Raw genomic sequence first — 18,599 nt, forward strand, 5'->3', positions numbered from 1 at the left:
TCGTTGACCTACAGCCCCTGTGCGCCGCGGCGCAACCAGTCGTGGACGAACACCAGCTTGCGTAGCGTGACCTCGGAAAGCACAAACGGGTAAAGATCCGACAGCCCCATGGAACGGTTCACATGGTTTACGCCCGCCACCAAGGATGCCGCAATATGAATCAGCCGCTCAGAATCAGGTTCGGCGTAGGCATCCCAGTTGTGGTCATCCGGTAGAACGGGCGAGGATATGCCCGACGACACAAAGCTGTCGGTGATATCCGTCAAGTGCAACAGGTGCGAAGTCGTTTCCGCCCAATCCTCATGGGGGTGGGAAGAGGCGTAGGTGGAGAGAAAACGCGTTTGCCAATCCGCAGGTGGGCCATTCTGGTAGTGGCGCTGCAAGGCTGCCGGGTAATCCTCACGCTCATCGCCAAACGCCTCGCGGAATGCTTCTAGAAAATCTTCCCGCAGGCTAAGCCGCCACCACAGCATATGGGCTATTTCATGGCGCATATGGCCAATCATGGTGCGGTAGGGCTCATCCAGTGCCTCTTTGCGGGTGGTGCGCAGCACGGCATCCGCTTCGGCTACGCTAATCGTCACTACGCCGCCCACGTGCCCCATGGGCACTGGGGTATCGCCTTCGGCCAGCAGATGAAACACCGGAGGTGCGCCGGGGTCTTCCGGGCGAAACCAGTGCCAGCGGCCCAGGTTATCGATCACCCAGCGTTTGGCCGCCTCGGTTTGTGCCCAGTGGGGGATCGCATCGGTGATGGAAGGGTCGGGAGCCAGCGCCGTCATGGCGCAGGCGCGGCAGAACTCTCCCTGCCTGGGGGCTATCCAGTTGCAGCCAATGACGTCGCGGTTGGCACAGAAGGGCGTCAAGGAAATAAACGCCCGCGCCTGGGGGTCGTAGGCCACCGGCACGCCATCCGCCGTGACCAGATTATCAAACCAGAGTGAACCGGCTCCGACCGGGTTGGCAAAAACACGCATAGGTCGGCTATCTCAAGAGAAACGAGGCTTCAGTCTAGGTGCGTCGCCCTGAGTACGCCAACGGGGATATCGACGGTGCTATTTTCCATCAACGTCATATTGTCCGGCAGGCGTGCCGAGAATTGCCGCCGCCCCTGGAGCGCTCATGCCTACTCCGCGTTCTCCATTCTCCGCTTTGCCAGGCTGGGGGCGCCTGGCATTCGCCAAAGGTTCGCAGGCTCAGTATCATAAGCGACCACACCAACTCAAAGAAGCCACTGCTTATGTCTTGCCCGCCATGCCCCCGCTGCCAATCCGAATTCGTCTACCAGGACCAACGCCTGTTCATCTGCCCCGAATGCGCCCACGAATGGAACCCTGAAGAAGCCGCCGCCGAAGAGGCCGTGAACGTGGCCGATGCCCACGGCACGCCGCTGGCGGAAGGCGACAAGGTCACGCTGATCAAGGATCTCAAGGTGAAAGGTAGCTCTCTGGTGCTCAAGATCGGCACCAAGGCCGTCATCAAGCGGCTAAAAGAGGGCAAAGACCACCAGCTGGACTGCAAGGTAGACGGCGCAGGCGACATGATGGTGACCGCGCAGTTTGTGAAGAAGGCTTGATGAAGCATTATGTGCTCTAAGCTGTACAGGTTGGCGTGCGGCCGCTAAACTTGTACCGTGAATGGTACAAGTGAGGTGTGTATGAAAATCGTGTCTTTTACAGAAGCGAGGAATGGCTTGAAAGCCGTGCTGGATGGCGTTGTGAATGATGCAGACACCACCGTGATCACGCGCAGGGATGCTGAAGATGCCGTTGTGATGTCACTGGATTATTACAATAGCCTCATGGAAACAGTGCACCTGCTTCGTTCACCTGGTAATGCTGAGCATCTTCACCGCTCAATAGCGCAATACCGTGCTGGCCAGACAAGCGCACGAGCGTTAATGGATGAGTAGCCAACGGCTATTGTGCTGGACAGATGAGGCCTGGAACGACTACGTCTATTGGCAAGGTCAGGATAAGAAAACCCTCAAGCGCATCAACAAGCTGATCAACGATGTAAAGCGCTCTCCCTTTGAGGGAATCGGTAAGCCAGAGCCCTTGAAAGAAAATCTGGCGGGCTTTTGGTCTCGACGCATCGATGACACCAATCGGCTTGTTTACGCAGTCGATCAACATGCCATCACGGTCATTTCATGCCGCTATCACTATTAGCCTGAAACTGACCTTGCCTCCGGGAGTCAGTCCGCCTTGCGGGAGGTGGCTTTAGCCCGCGACCATGCTAGCCGCCAGGCCGCCTTTAGCACCATGGCGCTTGCCCAACTGCCCATCCAGGCGACACCACCAGGAACTGGCGTGATGAAGCGAACACTCACTACCGACGATCTGCCCGCGTTAATGACAGGCATCATGGCGACCCTGGCGGCGATAGGTATTGCTCGCTTTGCCTATACGCCGCTATTGCCCGCGATCATTCAGCAAGGTTGGTTTACCGCAAGCCAGGGTGCTTACCTGGGGGCGGCCAACCTGTTGGGGTATTTTATCGGCGCGCTTGCCGCCCACTCACTGAGCGAGCGTTTTGCGCCGCGCTGGGTGTTAGCGGCAAGCTTTGCGGGTATCGGGCTCAGCTTCCTGCTTTGCGCGGGGGCGGGTGGTTTTCACTGGTTCTTCTTCTGGCGGCTGGTCTCGGGGGTAGGCGGGGGGATCTTGATGGTCGTGGGCCCCTCGCTGGCGCTGGCGGCCACGCCCCCGGAAAGGCGAACCCGTGTCGGTGCCCTGGTGTTTACCGGTATCGGGTTTGGGGCGCTGCTTTCCGCCCTCGTTGTGCCGTCACTGCTCGGGGTAAGCCTCTCGCTCACCTGGGGTGCGCTGGGGCTGCTCTGTTTGGCGGCTGGCCTGTCGTGCGACTGGGGCGTTGCGCGCTTGCCCTCACGCCCTGTGACAAGCCCTGTAGCAAACCCGGTGGGTCATAGCCCTGTTGGGTATGCGGGGGTAAAGTGGGTGGTGGTGCTGGTCATCGGCGCTTACGCGCTGGATGCGGTGGGGTTCGTGCCCCACACCGTGTTCTGGGTGGACTACCTCGCCAGGGAGCATGCCTTGGGCCATCAAGCCGCTTCACTGCAATGGGGAATCTTCGGGCTGGGTGCCCTGTGCGGGCCGTTCATGGTGGGAGCGCTGGCCCAGCGCGTGGGGTGGCAAGGGGGCTTGATGATCGCCTTTACGGCCAAGGCCGCTGCCGTCATGCTCCCGGTGTTCTCGCTTGCCCTGCTCAGCCAGTCGGTTTCCTCGTTCATGGTGGGGGCGATGATTCCCGGCATCGTAGCCCTCACCTCTGGCCGCCTGGCCGAGCTGGTCGGGCCCACCGCCCACAAGCAGCTCTGGGGTCGAGCCACGGCCGCTTTCGCCGCTGCCCAGGCAGGGGCAGGCTATGCCATGTCGGCGCTGTATGGCATGTGGGGCAGCTACACGCCGCTCTTCATCATCAGCGGCATGGCGCTTGCCCTTGGCTTGTTGCTGGTACTGCTTAGCCGAGGCGTACAGCAGCGCCGCACACATCCTTCTGTCCAATAACCTAGGCTTGGTACGAAAAGTCGGCGAGCGATGGCCAGACAAGGCAAAAATCGGCGAAAAGACGGAGTTTACAAGGTGTAAATGAGTACTTTGAGCCGATTTTTAACGCCGTATGGCCGAGCATAGGCAGTTTTCGTACAAAGCCTAACAAGCACTATTCAGATAAAGGGAGGCCACCATGGAACTCTACCTGAACGCAACATCCCCCTATGCACGGCTGGTGCGCATCGTGTTACTGGAAAAAGGCCTGATGGACGCCGTGACGCTCAAGTGGTGCGACCCCTGGGCCGACGACGCCGACCTTCTAAAGGCCAACCCCGCCGGGCGCATCCCCGCACTGGTAACGGAGGAGGGCACCACGCTCAGCGAATCCATGTTGATTGCCATGTACCTGGACAGCCTGGACAACGTAAAGCCCACCCCGCCCATACTGCCTACCAACTCGTTGAGTGACGTGCTGCACCTGGCAGGCCTGGGCCAAAACCTCATGGATGCCGCATTCACCACCGTGATTGCCCGCAAGCACTATGGCCAAGAGATCGACCAGAGCGAGCTGGGCCAACGCCGGACAAGGGCCATGCAGCGGCTGTTGGAGCAACTGAATAGCGAGCTGAGCGGCAACCCCACAGCCGAACCGATTCACTTGGGCGACATCGCCATCGCCGTCGCGCTGGAATACCTCGCCTTCCGGCTGCCAGAGATACGCTGGAAAGAAGCGCATCCCCAGCTTGCCGCGTGGCATGCAGCCGTAACAGCGCGAACAAGCTTCCAGCAAACCGCCTTCACCTAGCCACCCCGTGGGAGGTGGCTTCAGCCCGCGACCACTCTCCCAAAGGTGAACCCGCCCCGTGGGAGGCGGCTTCAGCCCGCGACCAACCCCCCCGAGGGTTGAACCCGCCCCGTGGGAGGCGGCTTCAGCCCGCGACCAACTCCCCCCAGAGGTGAACCCGCCCCGTGGGAGGCGGCTTCAGCCCGCGACCACCTCCCCCAGAGGTGAACCAGCCCCGTGGGAGGTGGCTTCAGCCCGCGACCATTCAAGCACCCAGCCAGGGGAAATAAAGTGACCAACAACAAAGCCATCACCATTGCACTCGCCCAACTGCCCGTCAGCAAAGCAGCGGTAGACGACAACCTGCACACGCACCTGGGCTACGTGGAATGCGCCGCAGCGCTGGGGGCCAACGTGGTGGCCTTTCCCGAACTCTCGCTGACCGGCTACGAGCTGGCGCTACTCAGCCAACTGGCCATGCCTCGCGACGATACAACCTTTGCCGCCCTCACTGCCGCTGCCGTAGCCAACAACATAGTGGTGATCGCAGGCTGCCCACTGCACAACCACAACGGCAAACCCTACATCGCAGCGGTGATCTGCTTCCCCAACGGTGAACACACCTTCTACCTGAAACAACACCTGCACGAAGGGGAAGAGGTTTACTGTACCCCCGGTTGTGATAGCGGCCTGATCGACATCAGAGGCACCCGCATCGCCCTGGCCGTGTGCGCCGACTTCACCCACCCAAGCCACGCCGCCACCGCCGCCGCGCAGCAGGCGGACGTTTACCTCGCCAGCGCGCTGATCTCCCCAGGCGGCTACGCCTACGATGCCGAGCTGCTCGCCGCCATCGCAAAACGCCACCAACTTCCGGTACTGCTCGCCAACCACATTTCCACCACAGGCGGCTGGCAAACCTGCGGCAATAGCGGCGGCTGGAACGCTGCAGGTGAGCTAGCGGTAAGCGCTAATGGCACTCAGCCCTGCCTGGTGCTGTGTCGTACTCACCACGGTGCCATAAGCGGTAGCGTGGAAGTGATGACTCGCCTTCCTCCCAAAGCACCCATTATCGACTAAAAACTAAGCCGCCGAGGTAGGCTTAACCCATGCTTGCTGCTAGGCTCAAAGTATTAGAGCGAATAACGCCGCAGGGACAACACAATGCAGAATGCCCGCATAACGCTTCACCCAAGCAAGCAGCGCATGCAAGTGCGGGTGGATGACATTCTGCTAGCTGACTCCACCAATACGCTGGGACTCTGTGAACACGGCTACCCGCCATGCCACTACTTCCCACGTGATGACGTGCGGATGGGCTTACTCACCGTTTCAGAAACGACCACTTATTGCCCGTTTAAAGGGCATGCAGTGTATTTTTCGCTGGGTGAGCGGCGGGATATTGCTTGGAGTTATGAGGAGCCGATTGAGGGGGGGGAGGCTATAGCGGGTAGGGTTGCGTTTTATGAGGAAGTAAGCGAATGAGGCCTTTTCACTAAATCGGTCATGCTGGGGAATGTAGTAGTTGTTTGAGTTTTGAATATATAGCCTAATGAAAATTTGCGTATATAAAAGTCAGAGGCATGAGAAAATCTGGCAGGCAGCAACTACAGAAAAAATGCCAACACGTTCATTCAATTATGAGTGCGCAGTATAATACGCTGTTATGCGGTTAACATTAATTTTTTCACAGTCTTTTTAAATGAAAAGGAAGTTAAATGCCAATGAATCCTATTGTTAAGGCGCAACTAGGTACATTTATTAAAATGAATCCTAATGCAACATATAGTGAATCAGATTTCTTTGAGGTCATGTCAATTTTCTCATTGGAGAATGGCATTCTTGGAGAAAATATTGACCCCTTTAGGGCTCATTTAAAAGGTGATGAGTTTGGTATAGATGGCATTTCTATTTTTATTCAGGGAACACTTTGCACTGATGTTGATGAGGCGGAAGATATTCTCTCTGTTGGAAAAAAGCATACCTCTGAATTCCGTTTCTATCAGTCAAAAACATCGGATAATTTAGATTATGGAAATGTTTCAAAATTTTTAGATGCGGTATATGACTTCTTTACTAATCAGAGTTTTGTAACTGGAACGCAATTAGAAAACTTGATTGAAGTGAAAGACAAGATATATGAATCAGCAGCTAAAACAAGCCCCACATTAAGATGCTTCTACTGTACTACAGGTTCGGGGCAAGTTTCTGATATGATTCAAAAGTTAATTGATGCCAACAAAGATCGGTTGGCTGAGTTAAATATATTTGAAGAGGTTCACATAGAATGTATAGGTGCCAAAGTAATTCAGAATGGTTTTCGATCTGCTACTAATTCATCATCTGCCAAGTTAAACTTTCCAAAAGCGATAACGATGCCAACCCATGAGAAAGTTGACGAGGCATATATAGGGTATGTTCCTGCATCTGAAATTCTAGAGATATCACTTGGCGATCCTGATCAGGATGGAGTTCGGCATATAAATAGGTCGCTATTCTACGATAATGTTAGGGATTTCAACCCGGATTCTGAAATAAATAAGAGAATTATTTCAGAGTTAGAATCGGGTGATAATGCTTCTTTTGTTTTCAAGAACAATGGAATAACCGTAGTCTCGAAAAGTATAGATCGTAAAAGTGATACTTTTACTATTGAAGACTACCAAATTGTTAACGGGTGCCAAACCACCAATATATTAGCTCACATTAGAGAAAAAGCTGAGGGTATTTCAGTTCCACTACGCCTAATCGGCTGTAGTGATATTGATTTTGTGTCTAGTGTTATAATTGGTACTAATAGGCAAAATGAAGTGAAAGAGGATCAGTTTTGGGCAATGCGCCCATTTATGAAAGACTTAGAAGAATATTGTGCCTCTCAAAGTGGTGATAGCAGAATATTTATAGAAAGACGTGATAATCAGTATCGAGACATATCAGTTGAACGCACGCGTATATTTAAGCCTTCGGATCTGATGAAGGCTGCTGCTGCAATGTTTTTCCACCAACCGCATCGAGCGGCACGCGATCATAGAGGGATTCGAAGTGAGTTTTCGGAGCGAATATTTACAGAAGGTCATAATGTTGAGCTCTATCATGTGGCTGCCCTAGCGCTGTATAAATTTGACTTCCTGGTGCGCACGGCAAAGATAGACAGGTCTAGAGTTATTTATAGATTCTATGCTTTATATGCTTTATTTCGAATGCATTGGAGTACACCTGATATATTAGATGCATCACCTAAATCGCAAAAAAAAGTCCGGGACGCAGTGATTGATGTTTTGAATGATAATGAGGCGTTTTCAGTTAAAATAGAAGAGGTTGCTGGCCACATTGAAAAAATAATATCTGAGGCTGGTATAACTACTCGTGAAAAAATTCGAGATTACTTAAGAGCTGAAAGTGTAGTAGATGAGTTTAGTAGTAGGTTTTTTCAAAAAATAGTGTAATGGTGGTCCGTATATGAAGCGCTAAATCTGGCGTGGAATATAACTAGGCTTTATATCGGCCTGCGTTGAATGTCCGCTCTTGGCTGAAGGCCGACATTACCAGCACTGCTAATGTCGGCTTTGATTACATATTACTACATATCACTAACCCTCATAACTTTCCTAGTAACCGCCTCATTCAACACTCCGAGCTTGGCTTCCACCACAGTGAGCCATTCACGGGCGCAGGTGATGCCAGTGTACATTAGCTCGCGTGTCAGGATGGAGTTCAGAGTGGGCGGTAGTAGTAGGACGATGCGCAACAACTCCGAGCACTAGGATTTGTGGGCAGTCATCGCAACACGGTTTCCGCCGCTTGCAGGAGGCATTGATTTTATTTCTCATAGTCAATGTCACTTAGTATAGATTAGTGATAATATGAGTTGCCATAGAACTAACTTAGATGGCAAAAGTTACAACCCACTTATCATGAAAACAGCTTCCGAGTAAAAATTATTAAAATTTAGTGGGTGAAAATCAAGGAAGGTATTAAAACTTTGATTTATAAATTTTCAGCATCATAGGGGTAGTATGTACATACTTAATGTTGGTTATTTTATAGACCTTGAGATATGTGTTTTCGATGCTTCTAAAGATAATTATGAAAAATTAAGATAGGCTCGATTCGCTAGGGTTTAATTAAAAATAATGCCTTGAGGATATGCTGGCAATAATTTTATTGTGACTAGTGAACTTTATTTTTTTAGCTATAGCTATATTTGAAAACTATATAATGGCTTTTTAAATTCGTTGGGGAGATTAGAGTTGATAGAGGAAGACTATAAAAAAGGTTGGCGACAGCATTTTCCTACCTATCATTTTGATGACCGGGATATTGCGCTGGAAGAATATAAAGTTGCAGCGAAAAACCTAGAATCAGAAGAGCGGGTTTTTCTCAATGCATCGAATGTGTCTCTTGTGTCGACGGCAGCCCTAGGATCACTGCTAGTAGGGTCATCAGATAGATTAGCTTCTGTGTTTGAAGGTATAATACCAGCTTATATAATCTCCATTGTTTTAATTTCAATAATTTTTGGTTTTGCTTTTGTCACTCTTAAGTATTTTGTTGATCGTCAAAGATCAATAGTTTTTTCAGGTAGGAAAGTCATTATTTTAAGAAGAATGCTTGGGCTTAGCTATGGGAGAGTTCAGCTATTATTGCCTAACTGGAGAGTTGAGGGAGCAGATCAGCCGTTAGCGGTACGTTTGTTTCCAGGGTGGTTTACCTATGTTGCTTATCCCTTTTGGATTGTGTCTATAATATCTACTTCAGTGGTATTTTTTTTAAGTGCATACATAGTTAAGCAAAATCCAGGTTTTTTTGAAGAAATATCCCCAGTATTATTTATCGTTTGCTTTACTTTAGTATGGTTTTTTTCAACTGTTTTTGTTTATAGGGTTTCGTTGCTAGATATACATGAGACATCTAGGCTGCTTTTCTATCGAATGGTAGCCAAGTTGATTAGACTTCCTTTGGTAGAAAATTTTGAATATATAATTTATCGAGCAAAACTGTCTTTCTATGAAACGGACAGGCTTGGAATAAATACCACTAAGCTAAAAGAGTTTCTTGTTTTTATAGAAGATAAAAGATTTTACGCTCATAGAGGTATTGATTATCGTGCAGTTTTGAGAGGTGTTCTTGGTATTGTTAAGATAAAAAACAGATCAGGTGGTTCAACTATTGTTCAGCAGTTGATAAGAACATTGTTTGTTTTAGATTTGAAAAAAAAGTATCGACGGAAGTTTTTAGAACTTTCTTTGGCTCCATGGGTAACAAGTATTTTTTCTAAAAATACTATTTTAGATATGTATATTTCTGCTGTTCGTTTTGAGAAGGGCTGTTTTGGTGTTGTGGAAGCAATGGAATATTTTTGGTCTAAAGTAGAAAAAAACCCTACAAATGCTCAAGCTTTTTTTCTTATAGAACGCGTTAGTAATGTACGTTCACGTTTGCTAGTGCGAAAAATTATTGAAACGGCTAGATCGGCACAGCGTAATAGCTTGATGGATGAAGAAGATTTAAAAGAATTGTTTTTCCTTTATTATCAAGCTGTTAAAAGAAACAAGATTTTAGCTTCAAATGATCAAGTTGAAAACCTTCGAAGCTCATTGGCTCCTTTTTAATGTTCGGGTTATATGCCGTTAATGATTTTAAATTTTTATTAGTTGCTGTGTGCTAGTTAGAGGCTGTTAGTTATATGCACTGGTTTGAAAGGCAGAGTGCGAAATAATGCGTATATTTTTAGTTTCGTGATTTTTGCATGAAAAATAATTTTATTAATTATCGCTTTTTTAAATAAGCCCTGGTTAATCAGGGCTTTAAAAAATACTGTCTATTTTTTGTGATGGTGGGGCTTGAGGTCTTTGTGTTTCGACTGATTCTCCGGCGTAACGCGACGTCGCTGGTCGGTTTTTCCTGTAGACTCAGCTTTAGGTTTAGGACCTGGCTTTATTGTCATGTTGATTGCATCCTTTTACTGAGGTTGGTGTGTATTCAGCGTTAAAATGCTTACCTAGCCTTACTCTTATAGCCTAAATTTTGCTATTGGCAACTATTAATTAACATCAGTTCCAACCCCACTAACCCTAACCACCTCCCTCATCACCGCCTCATTCAACACCCCGCGCTTGGCTTCCACCACCGTGAGCCATTCGCGGGCGCGGGTGATGCCGGTGTACACCAGCTCGCGGGTCAGAATGGGGTTCAGGGTGGGAGGCAACAGCAGGGCGGTGTGCAAGAACTCCGAGCCTTGGGATTTGTGTACCGTCATCGCAAACACGGTTTCCACCGCGTGGAGGCGGGAAGGCAGCACCCAGCGGATGGGTTTGTCGGTGTCGCTAGTGGGGAAAGCGACTCTTAATAGCTTCTGCTGCGGGTTGCGCGGGTCGGGTACGGCCAGGGTGATGCCGATATCGCCGTTCATCAGTTTCAGGCCGTAGTCGTTTTGGGTGACCAGTACCGGGCGGCCCTCAAACCAGCCTTTCTCCAGCGTGTAGTCGCTGCCGAACAGCAGCTTTTCGCCGCGCAGCGTGCTGGCGATGCGCTGGTTCAAGCCTTCTACGCCCCAAGGGCCTTTGCGCAGCGCGCACAGCAGTTGGAAATGGCTGTAGGCGCTGAGTACTTCGCTGGCCCAGGCGTTGTAGACGGCGGGGCTCTCCTCGAAGGATTCCCCCCGTGGGCGCTGTGCTTGCAGCACCTTGAGGTAGTGGCGGTAGCCCGTGGGCGGGGCGATGGGCTGGCCCTGGTGGTCGGTGCGGCCTTCGCCGTTGCCTGTAAAGCCGCTGGGGCTGCCGTGAATCACCAGTTTGTCCAGCGCGGCGTCGTCACTCATCACCAAATGGTGAATATCCGGGTAGCCGTGGCGCAGCACGGCGGTGACGGCCTGCTGCTTTTCCCGCTCGCTTTGCGCATGGCCCGGTTGGTTGATGGCCTTGGCGAGCTGGCCGATGCCGCTGCGTTCATTGAAGCGGTGGCTGACCCGCAGCATGGTAATGGCCTGGTCCAGCGGTTGGCCAGCGGGGTCGATGAACTCCGCTGGCAGCGGTTGCCCGGTGGCCTGGGCCAGCCATTCGGCGGTGGCCGGGGTGTAGTGGGCGGCTTCCGCGCGGCGGCACAGGTCGCCGAGTACCGAACCGGCCTCTACCGAGGCGAGCTGGTCTTTGTCCCCCAGCAGTATGCACTGGGCATGGGCGGGCAGGGCGCTGAGGGTGGCGGCCATCATTTCGATATCCACCATCGAGGCTTCGTCGATCACCAGTACGTCCAGCGTCAGCGGGTTGGCGGCGCTGTGGCGGAAGTGGCGGGTGTCGGGGCGTGCGCCGAGTAGGCGGTGCAGTGTCGTCACTTCCGTGGGAATCTCGATCTCGCTAGCTGCCGCAGAAGGTGAGTGTTCACTTAACAGCGTTGCCAACTCAGCGAGCGGTAACGCATTCACTTGCCCGGCGATGGATTCGTTCAAGCGGGCGGCGGCTTTGCCGGTGGGGGCGGCCAGGCGGATGCGCAGCGGCTGGCGGGGGTGCTGGGCGAGTTGCAGGGTTTGCAGCAGGGCGAGCAGGCGCACCACGGTGGTGGTTTTGCCGGTGCCGGGGCCGCCGGTAATGATGCCGAAGCGGCTGCGGGCGGCCAGGGCGCAGGCGGTTTTTTGCCAGTCCAGGGCGTTGCTTGGCTTGAACAGAATGCTCAGGGCTTGGGGGAGTAACTCAGGGTGACTGGCGTCACCCATCGCCCAATGAATTGGCCTCCCACTTTGGCTTTCTGTGCCCGTACTTTCTGTGCCTGTGCCTTCCAGGCGGGCGGCGATGTGTTGGTGGAGGCTTTGTTCGTACTGCCAGTAGCGGCGCAGGTAGAGTCGCGTTCTGGGGGTGCCGCTGGCTGAGTGAGTGGTTACTACTACCAGCGGCGTGTTGCCGGGGCCTTCGCTGGTGAGCAGCGGGTGGTGCAGGGCGGCTTGCCATTCGTGGAGCGTGAGCGTTGCCAGCACGTCGCTGGGTAGCGGCGGCGGGTCGGTGAGGTCGTCGCCTTCGGGCGGTAGCGAAAGGGCGAAATCCGGCGCGTTGAGCGTGGCGTTGATATCCAGGCACACGTGGCCCCGGCCTAGCTGGTGGCTGGCCAGCGCTGCCGCCAGTAGCAGCAGCGTGGGGGCATCCGGTGCTTCGCTGGCGAGAAAGCGCACCAGGGCGCGGTCCAGGTCCCGCAGCCAGCCGCGTGCTACCCAGCGTTCGCACAGGGCCAGCAGTTCCGGGGTGCTGCTGAGTGCAGGATGGGCGCTGGCGGTGGGCGCATCGCCGAACATGTCGAAGGTGTGGGTGTCGTGCTGGCGGCTCATGCCGTGGCCTCCTGCTGGGTGGCGTGGGGCTCGCCTGCAAACAGGCTGTCTAGGGCTTCGATGAGTTCAACCGGGGCGGGTTCGCCCACTACACCACGCCCAGGGCTGCGGCTGCCGCGTAGAAATACCGTCATCGAACCGCCCAAGTGCTGGTGCGGGTCGTAATCCGGCAGGCGCGCTTTTAACAGCCGGTGCATGGCGAGCAGGTAGAGTGCTGCCTGCAGGTCGTAGCGTTTGGCGAGCAGCGCGTGGCGCAGGGCCTCGGGTTCGTAGGCGCTGTCGTTGGGGCCCAGGTAGTTCGATTTCCAGTCCAGCACGTAGAAGCGCCCCTGATGCTCGAAGGCCAGGTCGATGAAGCCTTTCAGCATGCCGTTGAGGGTGTCGGCATCCAGCGCGGGGCGCTCGATGCCTGGCAGTAAGTGCTTGCTCACCAGCGCGTCGATGGCCTGAGTGTTCACCCGCTTGGCGGCAAACCAGAACTCCAGCTCTACCTGGTAGCTTTCCAGCTCATTCAGCGCCACGCTTTGCGGGGTGGGCGCGGCCAGCGGTAGCGGCGTGGTGAGCAGGGCGCTTAGCCAGCCCGCCAGCGGTGCTTGCCATGCCTGCCAGCCGCGTAGCTGTACCCGCCGCCACAGCATGTCGTTGAGCGCGTCTCTATCATGTGCGGCAGCATCGAAACCTTGCTTGCCCGCCCACTCCAGCAGCCCGTGTAGAAAGGTGCCGGGGCCGGGGCCACGGGGGAATTTGTGCAGGTGATACGCTTCCGGTTGGGAAAGATCCCGAGGTTCATCCAGTACTTCGAAGGCGGTGGCTTCCTGGGCGGTGGTGGGCTCCAGCGGTGGCAGCACCGGGGCGGTGAGCGTGCCGGAAAGCCGCAGCGCGGAGTAGCTGGCAATCCACCAGTGCTCCTTGGCCGGGCGCGTGGGCGTGCGGGCGTGGCCCAGGGTGGTGCTTTCCGCCACGGGCGTCACGCGATCAGCGGTGGGCTCGGGCGGCATGCCGAGGTGGATGTCGCTGCCTTCCACCAGGGCATCGAGCGCCTTGGGGAGCGCATCGGGGGAAAGGGTGCTGCCACCGGTCAACAGGTAGCCCAGCGCGCTGTTTTCCAAGCCTTTTAGCGGGGCCAGCCCCAGCCAGGTGGCGTGGCGGGCACGGGTGAGCGCGACGTAGAGTTTGCGCAGGTCTTCCCCCAGCCGTTCGCGGTCGGCGGTGGCGAGTATCGTGTCATCGGCGTCCAGGCTGAGCTGCAGGTTGCCCTCGCTGTCGTGCCAGCGCAGTGGTACGTCTTCGGCTTTCACCGGCCGGTGGTTGGCGATGAAGGGCAGGAACACCAGCGGGTACTCCAACCCTTTGGATTTGTGGATGGTGATCACCTTGACCAGATCCGCGTCGCTCTCCAGGCGCAGCTTGTGGCTGTCGCCGTGGCTTTCCGGGTCGGCAATGGCATCAAACAGAAAGCGAATCAGCGCGTGTTCGCCGTCCAGCTCGGCGCTGGCCTGTTGCAGCAGTTCGCCCAGGTGCAGCAGGTCGGTGAGCAAGCGCTCACCCTCTTCGAACTCTGCCAGCAGGCGGGCGGGAATCTCGAAATCCACCATGATGCGGCGCACCAGCGGCAGCACGCCCTGGCGCTGCCACAGGCGGTGGTAGTGGCTGAACTGCTCGACCCGCGCTTCCCAGGCCAGCTCGTTCTGCTGCAGGTGGTCCAGCTCGGCAAGGCTGAGCCCCAGCACTGGGGTGGCCAGCGCGGCGCGCAGGTGCGCTTCGGCCTGGCGGGAGCTGGCCAGCGGCTCGGCGCAGGCGCGCAGCCAGCGCTCTACCTGGGCGGCCATGGGCGAGCTGAACACCTTGTCGTGGTCCGACAGGTACACGCTCTTAACCCCTCGGCTGGCCAGCGCCTGACGAATGGCGCGGGCTTCCTGCAGGCCGTTCACCAGCACCGCCATATCGGAAGGCTTGAGCGGGGTGAGCGCGTCGTCGGTTTGAAAGCCGCTCTTGCCGTGTTGGCCAGCGTTGAGCAGTTCCGCCATGTACGAGGCGCAGCGTTCGGCCATTTCGGTCTGGTAGGCGGTTTTGGAGAGCGGCTCGTCGGCGGCGAGTGGCCAAAGCGTCATGGCGGGCAGTGGTTGGCCCTGGTGAACGAGCTGTTCACTTCGGCCTTTGGCGTCTACCGGCAGAAACGGCAGTGGGTTGTCGCCGCCTTCTTCGCGGAACAGGAAGGCCCCTGCCGGATGTTCATCGGCATAGCGGAAGCAGTGGTTCACTGCCGCTACCATGGCGCGGCTGGAGCGGAAGTTGGTGCCCAGCGTTACGTGGCGGCCTGCGGTGTCTTCGCGGGCTTTCAGGTAGGTGAAGATATCCGCGCCGCGAAAGGCGTAAATGGCCTGCTTGGGGTCGCCTATCAGCAGCATGGCAGCGTCGCGGCGGGGTTTGGCGACCTCGTACACCGCGTTGAAGATGCGGTACTGGTTGGGGTCGGTGTCCTGGAATTCGTCGATCAGCGCCACGGGGAACTGGCGCAGTATCTGCGCGGCCAGCGCCTCCTTGTTGGGGCCTTGCAGGGCGCGGTCCAGGTGGGTGAGCAGGTCGTTGGGGCCCATTTCGGCGCGGCGCTCCTGCTCCCGCTCCAGGCGCACCTTGCACCACTGCACGGCATGAATCAGCAGGTCGTTGCGTGGCTCGGGCAGCGTGTTGAGGGCGGCGGGCAGCTCGGCCAGCGCTTGCCAGGCCTTCGGGCAGGGTGGCGCGCCCTCTTTCCATATTTCCGCCATGCCGTCCGGGGTCAGGCGTTTCCAGGCGGCGGGGGTGAGCGCGGGGCGCTCTAGGTCGCTGTCGCTCCACTCCCGCAGTGCGCCTAGCCAGTTGGCGCGGCTTTTGGCGTTGAAGCTTTGGCCTTTGAAGGCTTTGCGCGTGGCGGCGTCTTCCAGTGCGGGCACCAGGTCGTCCAGCCATTCGGGCCAGGGGGCTTTCAGGGTGCTGAGCAGGGCGCTGCGCTCGGCGGCGGCGGTGCTTAAGGTGTGCGTGGGCTCGGGGCGTGGGGCACCCAGCGCATCGCTTTCGTGGAGCAGTTTGCGCACGTCCTGATGCAGGTGGTCGGGGGATTTCCAGTAGCTGGTGATGCTGCCCAGCGCCTCGGCGTCCAGCGGGTAGTAGAAGGTGCGCCAGTAATCGCGCACCACTTCTTGCTCCAGTTCGTGCTGGTCGTTTTCCAGGTTGAGCGAGAACAGGCTGCCGCTATCGAAGGCGTGTTCCCGCAGCATGCGGTAGCACCAGCTGTGGATGGTGGAAACCGCGGCTTCGTCCATCCACTCGGCGGCCAGCTCCAGGCGGCGAGCGCAGGCGGGCCAGGTGGCCTCGGGGTACTGGCTGCGCAGCGCCAGAAGAAGAGAGTCTTCACCCTGATCACGAAATACGGCAGCCGCCTCCACCAGCCGATGGCGAATGCGTTCGCGCAGCTCCTGGGTGGCGGCGTTGGTGAACGTGACCACCAGAATTTCCGGCGGGGTGAGCGGGCGCACGAAGGCGGTGTCGTCCTCGCCGTGCTGCCCGCCCAGCACCAGGCGCACGTAGAGCAGCGCGATGGTGAAGGTTTTCCCCGTGCCCGCGCTGGCTTCGATCAAACGGCTGCCGTGAAGCGGCAGCGTCAGCGGGTTTAGCGGGGCGGGCTGGCTCATTCTTCTTCTCCGAACATCACGGCAGGCGGAAAGCAAAGCGCCTTGGGTGGGTGACCCAAGGCACCGGCACTATATCGCGTCGCCGGGTGCTGGGCAAAAGAGCAAAGCAGCGTTAGAGGCTGGTTTGAAAGACGCTATCGAACTCGCTGGAGAAGTCTTGGGTGGCTGGAAAAATCCCTAATTGTTCAGCGCTCCATGTCACGAGTCTTTTTGACGTGATGAGAAGAACGTCAGAAAGTTCGTTCAACAGGTTAAAGTGCTCTGCTATTTGCGCGTAGTGCGTCGAGTAATCATGAGCGGCAATATTGCGAATGGCACGACAACGCTGCCAGTCGCTGGTGGCGTCCACGACGCCTTGTTTTTCAAACAGCGAAAGGACTTTGAGAAAGCTGTCGGTCGATTCACCTGCCAACAGAGCGCTGTGCCTCATGGCAGACGCAATGGAGTCCTGGAGTTTGGCAAAGCGCTCATTGATAGCGGCCAGTGTTTCAAAAAGGTCGACGTCTTTTTTATGGTCGGCTAACCAGTCACCGTCCAAAGGCCATGTGACTTTTTTGCGTGACTGGTGAAGAAACCAGGCGCAACGCTGGATGGCTTCAAGCAGCTGCGCCAGATAACGCTGCTGTTCGCTAAGGACATCTTGGCTCATGCCGCTTCCTCAAGCGTTATTGAGCGTGACTGTGCGAGCGCCATGGCTTGAAACGGGGTGGGTTCCGCCTTTTTTACGTAGGTTACGAGATCGAACGGTAGCTGGAGGCGCTGTTCAAGCGCCATTTTGAGTTCAGCGCAGGCAAGTAGCGAAATAGCGGTGGGTGAGATAAGCAGTAAATCGACATCGCCGCCTCGCTTACCATCGTCTAGTCGCGAGCCGAATACATGCACGGCCACCGAAGGCCCAGCAAACTCACGGACGGCTGTCAGAATAAGCTCACGCTGTGATTGAGAAAGACGCATGGGGTCTGCTCCTCGCTGAACGCTAATGTTTTAAAGGTTAGCACTCTATTGCCGATGGCGGATAGTCGCTCAACTGCCCGCAAGTTAGGGCAAAAGAGGGCAGGGTGTGAGGTATCGCTGCCAACTGCTAATCTAGTGGGCTAGCCGCTCTTGGCGATCTGTTGACGCTGGTGAAGGGATCTCATGCTGACCTCGCTTCTGGATAACGATTTCTACAAGATCACGATGCAGAATGCCGTGATCAAACGCTTTCCCTATGCCCATGCCCGTTACGCCTTCATCAATCGCGGGGAGCATGCCTTTCCCGAGGGCTTTGGTGAGGCGCTGCGCGGGGAGGTAGACCGCATGGTGGCGCTGTGCTTGACCGAGGAGGAGAAGCGCTATCTGGAAACCACCTGCCCTTACCTGGACCCCACCTATCTCGATTTTCTGGCGGGCTTTCGTTACGACCCCCGCGAGGTGACCATCGAGCAGCAGGGCGGCGAGCTGTCGGTGGTGATCGAAGGGCCTTGGTACCGCACCATTTTATGGGAAGTGCCGCTGATGGCGCTGATCAGCGAGCTTTGGTATCGGCTGCGCGGCGTGGCGGTGTCGGAAGAGGATGAAGCGCTCATCGAGCAGCGCACCCGGGAGAAGATCGAACTCTACCGCCAGCACGGGCTGAAGATTGCCGAGTTCGGCACTCGTCGGCGCTTCTCGTTTGCGGTGCATGACCGGGTGGTGAAAGCGCTGCGCCACTACGGCGGGGAGGCCTTCAGCGGCACCAGCAATGTGCTGCTGGCCATGCGCCACGGGGTGAAGCCCATCGGCACCCACGCCCACGAGTGGTTCATGTTCCACGGGGCGCGTTTCGGTTTCAAAATGGCCAACAGCCTGGCGCTGGAGCACTGGGTGGATGTGTACCGGGGGGATTTGGGCATCGCGCTCACCGATACGTTTACCACGCGGGCATTTTTCGAGAGCTTCGACAAGAAGTTCGCCAAGCTGTTTGACGGGGTGCGCCACGATAGCGGCGACCCGATCGAGTTCGCCGATGCCACCATTGCCCATTACCGGCGCCTGGGCATCGACCCGCTGAGCAAGACCATCATCTTCTCCGATGCGCTTACCCCTGAAAAAGTGGAGCGCATTCGCGCCTTCTGCCAGGGGCGCATTGGCATGGCCTTCGGGATCGGCACCAACTTCACCAACGATATCGGCGTGGCGCCCATGAACATGGTGATCAAGATGGTCGAGGCCCGCCCCGAAGGGCAGGGCTGGCTGCCGGTGGTGAAACTGTCCGATGTGCCCACCAAGAACACCGGCGACCCGGAGATGATTGCGTTGGCGAAGAAAGTCCTCAGCATGGGCCGTTCATAGCCGTG

At 55.9% G+C, this 18,599-nt stretch carries 15 protein-coding genes; 10 read left to right on the forward strand and 5 right to left on the reverse strand.

Features of this window, described 5'->3' with window-relative positions:
• Positions 1–8 precede the first annotated feature (8 nt).
• Positions 9–977 carry a zinc-binding metallopeptidase family protein gene (locus tag IE091_RS11375; RefSeq protein ID WP_081135238.1) on the reverse strand — a complete coding sequence of 323 codons (969 nt, stop codon included), beginning with the start codon at positions 975–977 and terminating at the stop codon, positions 9–11.
• 263 nt (positions 978–1,240) lie between these two features.
• Between IE091_RS11375 and IE091_RS11380 the strand changes: the two genes are divergently transcribed.
• The 9 genes from IE091_RS11380 to IE091_RS11420 all read left to right on the forward strand — a co-directional run bounded on the left by IE091_RS11380 (position 1,241) and on the right by IE091_RS11420 (position 9,908).
• Entirely contained in the window at positions 1,241–1,576 is a 336-nt protein-coding gene (locus IE091_RS11380) for a zinc ribbon domain-containing protein YjdM (RefSeq protein WP_039175928.1), read from the forward strand.
• An 81-nt stretch (positions 1,577–1,657) separates the two neighbouring features.
• Positions 1,658–1,912 (forward strand): type II toxin-antitoxin system Phd/YefM family antitoxin, encoded by a 255-nt coding sequence (locus IE091_RS11385; RefSeq protein WP_081135244.1) that lies wholly within the window; start codon positions 1,658–1,660, stop codon positions 1,910–1,912.
• Positions 1,905–2,171: a Txe/YoeB family addiction module toxin gene (locus tag IE091_RS11390; protein ID WP_016916501.1), complete on the forward strand. Its 267-nt coding sequence runs from the start codon at positions 1,905–1,907 to the stop codon at positions 2,169–2,171. The genes IE091_RS11385 and IE091_RS11390 overlap by 8 nt, the downstream gene beginning before the upstream one ends.
• A 144-nt stretch (positions 2,172–2,315) precedes the next feature.
• On the forward strand, positions 2,316–3,527 hold the full coding sequence (locus tag IE091_RS11395) for a YbfB/YjiJ family MFS transporter (protein WP_189463681.1): 1,212 nt from the start codon (positions 2,316–2,318) through the stop codon (positions 3,525–3,527).
• A 178-nt stretch (positions 3,528–3,705) separates the two neighbouring features.
• Complete coding sequence (locus tag IE091_RS11400; protein ID WP_189463682.1) at positions 3,706–4,317, forward strand: glutathione S-transferase family protein; 612 nt, start codon at positions 3,706–3,708, stop codon at positions 4,315–4,317.
• Positions 4,318–4,587: 270 nt separating this feature from the next.
• Entirely contained in the window at positions 4,588–5,376 is a 789-nt protein-coding gene (locus tag IE091_RS11405) for a carbon-nitrogen hydrolase family protein (RefSeq protein ID WP_189463683.1), read from the forward strand.
• Between the two features lie 84 nt (positions 5,377–5,460).
• Complete coding sequence (locus IE091_RS11410) at positions 5,461–5,781, forward strand: DUF427 domain-containing protein (RefSeq protein ID WP_189463684.1); 321 nt, start codon at positions 5,461–5,463, stop codon at positions 5,779–5,781.
• Between the two features lie 233 nt (positions 5,782–6,014).
• Positions 6,015–7,742, forward strand: coding sequence for an AIPR family protein (locus tag IE091_RS11415; protein WP_189463685.1), 1,728 nt, complete (start codon positions 6,015–6,017; stop codon positions 7,740–7,742).
• A gap of 804 nt (positions 7,743–8,546) precedes the next feature.
• Positions 8,547–9,908 carry a biosynthetic peptidoglycan transglycosylase gene (locus IE091_RS11420; protein ID WP_229800820.1) on the forward strand — a complete coding sequence of 454 codons (1,362 nt, stop codon included), beginning with the start codon at positions 8,547–8,549 and terminating at the stop codon, positions 9,906–9,908.
• A 431-nt stretch (positions 9,909–10,339) separates the two neighbouring features.
• On the opposite strand, the gene recD is transcribed toward IE091_RS11420, so the two are convergent.
• From recD to IE091_RS11440, 4 genes are all read right to left on the reverse strand, one after another.
• Positions 10,340–12,610, reverse strand: a complete 2,271-nt coding sequence (recD, locus tag IE091_RS11425) for an exodeoxyribonuclease V subunit alpha (RefSeq protein ID WP_189463686.1) — start codon at positions 12,608–12,610, stop codon at positions 10,340–10,342.
• Positions 12,607–16,281: an exodeoxyribonuclease V subunit beta gene (recB, locus tag IE091_RS11430; RefSeq protein WP_189463687.1), complete on the reverse strand. Its 3,675-nt coding sequence runs from the start codon at positions 16,279–16,281 to the stop codon at positions 12,607–12,609. Before recB ends, recD begins: the two co-directional genes overlap by 4 nt.
• Before the next feature lie 112 nt (positions 16,282–16,393).
• On the reverse strand, positions 16,394–16,930 hold the full coding sequence (locus tag IE091_RS11435; protein ID WP_096921249.1) for a hypothetical protein: 537 nt from the start codon (positions 16,928–16,930) through the stop codon (positions 16,394–16,396).
• Complete coding sequence (locus IE091_RS11440) at positions 16,927–17,235, reverse strand: nucleotidyltransferase domain-containing protein (protein ID WP_189463688.1); 309 nt, start codon at positions 17,233–17,235, stop codon at positions 16,927–16,929. Before IE091_RS11440 ends, IE091_RS11435 begins: the two co-directional genes overlap by 4 nt.
• Positions 17,236–17,418: 183 nt before the next feature.
• Between IE091_RS11440 and pncB the strand changes: the two genes are divergently transcribed.
• Positions 17,419–18,594, forward strand: a complete 1,176-nt coding sequence (gene pncB / locus IE091_RS11445) for a nicotinate phosphoribosyltransferase (protein WP_189463689.1) — start codon at positions 17,419–17,421, stop codon at positions 18,592–18,594.
• Positions 18,595–18,599: the final 5 nt, after the last annotated feature.

The organism is Vreelandella hamiltonii (assembly GCF_014651775.1).
Taxonomy (GTDB): domain Bacteria; phylum Pseudomonadota; class Gammaproteobacteria; order Pseudomonadales; family Halomonadaceae; genus Vreelandella; species Vreelandella hamiltonii.